We start from the raw sequence: 3,840 nt of genomic DNA on the forward strand, positions 1-3,840 counted from the left end.
GTGCCGGCCAAGGCCGGCACCCACCGCACCCAATTGCAGTAGATCCACGCCATGCGTGGATGGAACGGCGCCGACCAAGGTCGGCCTCTACCTGTGCAACGTTCAGCGCGCGCTGCTGTCCTCGGCCACCAGCGCGTGGTGCACGCCGATACCTGCCCGCACGCCCTCGGCAGCGGCCAACGTGATGTTGCCGACCGTGGTCGCATCGCCTGCGGCATACACGTTCGGCACCGAGGTCTGCTTCATCGCATCGACCTCGATCAGCACGCCCAACGGGCTCTCGGCCAGCACGCAGCCGAGCTGCTGCACCAGCGGCGTGGCCATCGCCTGGGTGGCCGGCACGAACAGCGCACGCTGGGCGATGCGGCGGCCATCGGCCAGCTCCACTTCCAGCCAGGTCGGCTGGTCGCCCTGCACGCCCAGCACCGGCGACGTCTCGATCCGCACGCCACGCTGCTGCATGGCAGCCCGTTCCTCATCGGTGATCGGCAGGCCCTGGCTGAAGAAGGTGACATTGCCCCAGTCGGCAAACAGCGGCGCCTTGCCGGCGGACATCGGATGCCCACCAAGCAGCCCGATGGCGCCACCGCCCACTTCGTAACCGTGGCAATAGGGGCAGTGGAGCACGGTGCTGCCCCAGCGCTCGGCCAGCCCGGGCAGCTCCGGCAGCTGGTCGGCGATACCGCTTGCCAGCAGCAGCTTGCGCGCGGCGAGCACCTGCCCATCGGCGGTTCGCACTTCCACACCCTCTGCGCCGGCGGTGGCCTGCACGGCCTCGGCATGCACCCAGCGCACGCTGGGGTAGTCCAGCAGCTGCTGGCGCGCGGCCTTCAGCAGCTCGGCACCGCTGATGCCATCCAGCCCCAGCACCCCGTGCGAATGGCTGGCGAAACGATTGCGCGGCAAACCGGCGTCGATGACGGTGACCGGGCGGCGGGCACGGGCCAGGATCAGGCCCGCAGCAATGCCGGCATAACTGCCGCCGACGATGAGCACATCAGGATTCATGGTGACCTTCCAGGGGGCGGTGATGGGCGAGGTGGCGGGCGAAGTCGGCGCCGAGCTTGTCCAGTGTGGTCGCCCGCAGGCGCTGTTCGAGCAGGCGCTGTGCTTCGCGTGCACCCTCCAGCAAAGCGCTGTTGACCAGCTGCTGGATCGGGCAGCCGCCGCCGGAATCGCGGGCGCCGACCTGCACCAGCGGTGGTGCGCCCACAGCCAGATAGATGTCATGCAGGGTGATCGTTGCAGCATCACGGGCCAGGTGGCTGCCACCGCCATGGCCACGGGCGCTGCGAACCAGGCCCGCCCTGTGCAGCTGCGCCAGCAGACGGCGGATCACCACCGGATGGGTCGGCAGGCAGGACGCCAGCTGCTCGGAGGTGCGCGGGCCGTCCTGGCCGACCAGATGCGCCATCACGTGCAGGGCGTCGGAGAGCGGGTTCGCGGTCTTCATGTAACTACGATAGTTACATTTATATCCCCTGTCCAGGGTCCACATTCGTTCCATACGGACACATTTGTCCTATGAAACAGTTCCTTCACATCACTAAACGAAACGCTAATGTGATTTCCGTCGCACTTCATCGGGAGCTTGGCGGGTCGATACCGCAATGCCCCTTCCCGAGAGTGCTTCCCCATGAATGCGTCTGTCCGTGCTCCGCGCCTGCAGTCCAAGCTGCTCGGCGCGGTGTCTGTTGGCTTGGCCGTGGTCCTGCTGTGCGCGCTGGCTGGCCTGGCCTCCGCCTGGTTCAAGTTGTCCACCGAGGTTCCGCCCGAAGTCACGCACAGCCGCGACGCCGAACGCCTGCAGCGTGAGTTCCGCGGCCAGGTGCAGGAATGGAAGAACGTGCTGCTCCGCGGCCACGACGACGCGTTGCGTCAGCGCCACCTGGACGCTTTCGACAACGAAGGCCGCCTGGTCGAACGGCTGGCCAAGGGCCTGGTGACCAGCCCGGACGCGCGCATGCGTGAACTGGCGCAGGCGTTCGTTGGCCTGCACGCGCAGCTGCAGCAGGACTATCACGCGGCGCTGCAGGCATTTGCCGCGGCCGGCTACGATCCGGCCGCCGGCGACAACCTGGTGCGCGGCAAGGATCGCGCGGTGGCGACCGCTCTGGATGCATTGAGTACGCATGCCACGCAGGTGGCCGAAGCGGCGCTGGCGGCACGTTCGCAGCAGGCGCGGCAGACCCTGCTGCTGTGCGCGTCACTGACGGTGCTGGCCGCCGTGCTGTTGCTGATCGGCTTGGCCTGGTGGCTGCGGCGCGCGGTGGTGCTGCCGGTACTGGCGGTGGAAGCCGCTGCACGCGCAGTGGCTGCCGGCGACCTGCAGCACGTGGTGCAGGTGCGCAGCCGCGACGAGATCGGACGCCTCGCCCAGGCGATGCAGGCGTTGCAGTCCACGCTGCGCGGCGTGCTGGATGCACAGGCCGCGATGGCCCAGGCGCACGAGGCCGGCACGATCAGCCATCGCATGGACGCCGCTGCCTTCCCCGGCGCGTTCGGCACCATGGTGGCCGACTGCAACACGCTGGTCGACGCACACATCCGGGTGAAGATGCGCGCGATCTCGATCATGGGCCGCTACGCCGTCGGCGACCTCAGCCAGGACATGGAACGCCTGCCCGGCGAGAAGGCAGTGATCACCGAAGCGCTGGATGCGGTCAAGCACAACCTCGGTGCGATCAACGGCGAAATCCGCCGCCTGGCCGAAGCGGCGGCCGCCGGTGACTTCAGCCAGCGCGGCGACAGTGCGCGCTTCGAGCATGATTTCCATGCGATGGTCGAGGGCCTCAACCGCCTGATGCAGACTACCGAGCTGAACCTGGGCGAGGTCTCCAGCATGCTGCGTGCCATCGCCGGCGGCCGCCTCGGCGCGCGCATGCACGGCGATTTCCAGGGCGTGTTCGCGCGCATCGCCGGCGATGCCAACACCACTGCCGCGCAGCTGGCAACCATCGTCAGCGACATCAAGCATGCCTCCGGCAACATCCATACCGCTGCCGCAGAGATTGCCGCCGGCAACAATGACCTGTCGCGCCGCACCGAACAGCAGGCCGCCAATCTGGAAGAGACCGCGGCATCCATGGAAGAGCTGACCTCCACCGTGCGCCAGAATGCCGAGCACGCGCGCCAGGCCAACCAACTGGCGATCGGTGCACAGAGTGTCGCCTCACACGGTGGCAGCGTGGTCGGGCAGGTGGTGGCGACCATGGGTGCGATCGAAACGTCGTCGCGGCAGATCGCCGAGATCATCAGCGTGATCGATGGCATCGCGTTCCAGACCAACATCCTGGCGCTGAACGCTGCGGTGGAAGCGGCACGCGCCGGTGAGCAGGGCCGCGGATTCGCGGTTGTCGCCAGCGAAGTGCGCACCCTGGCGCAGCGCTCTGCGGCGGCGGCAAAGGAGATCAAATCGCTGATCGAGGCGTCGGTGGAACAGGTCGGTGAGGGTGCGCAGCGCGTGCGCGAGGCCGGTGACACCATGGCCGAGATCGTCGCCTCGGTGCAGCGCGTGACCGACATCATGGCCGAGATCTCCGCGGCGTCGCAGGAGCAGAGCGCAGGCATCGAACAGGTCAGCCAGACGGTGATCCAGATGGACGGCACCACCCAGCAGAACGCCGCGCTGGTGGAAGAAGCCAGCGCCGCGGCGCGCAGCCTGGAACAGCAGGCGAACCGGTTGATCGATGCGGTGGATGTGTTCGACCTGTCGGCCACGGCGACAGCGAAGGACGCGTTGGCGCGCGCAGCCTGAGTGATCCGGTTGCCGGCCAGCGGCCGGCACCACCGTGGAGCGCGCGCCAACGCGTCCTTCGCTGTCGCCGTGGCCGACAGGTC

At 68.1% G+C, this 3,840-nt stretch carries 3 protein-coding genes; 1 reads left to right on the plus strand and 2 read right to left on the minus strand.

Annotated elements, in window-relative coordinates:
* Positions 1 to 102: 102 nt before the first annotated feature.
* Positions 103 to 1,008 (minus strand): NAD(P)/FAD-dependent oxidoreductase, encoded by a 906-nt coding sequence (locus tag ACM0O9_RS15815; protein WP_065177852.1) that lies wholly within the window; start codon positions 1,006 to 1,008, stop codon positions 103 to 105.
* The gene (locus ACM0O9_RS15820; RefSeq protein ID WP_164229322.1) at positions 998 to 1,453 is read right to left on the minus strand and encodes an Rrf2 family transcriptional regulator; all 456 of its coding nucleotides are present in this window, start codon (positions 1,451 to 1,453) and stop codon (positions 998 to 1,000) included. Before ACM0O9_RS15820 ends, ACM0O9_RS15815 begins: the two co-directional genes overlap by 11 nt.
* Positions 1,454 to 1,636: 183 nt before the next feature.
* Between ACM0O9_RS15820 and ACM0O9_RS15825 the strand changes: the two genes are divergently transcribed.
* Positions 1,637 to 3,757 (plus strand): methyl-accepting chemotaxis protein, encoded by a 2,121-nt coding sequence (locus ACM0O9_RS15825; RefSeq protein WP_164229324.1) that lies wholly within the window; start codon positions 1,637 to 1,639, stop codon positions 3,755 to 3,757.
* Positions 3,758 to 3,840 lie beyond the last annotated feature (83 nt).

It is taken from the genome of Stenotrophomonas sp. FR012 (genome assembly GCF_047520565.2).
In the GTDB taxonomy this organism is placed as follows: Bacteria; Pseudomonadota; Gammaproteobacteria; order Xanthomonadales; family Xanthomonadaceae; genus Stenotrophomonas; species Stenotrophomonas sepilia.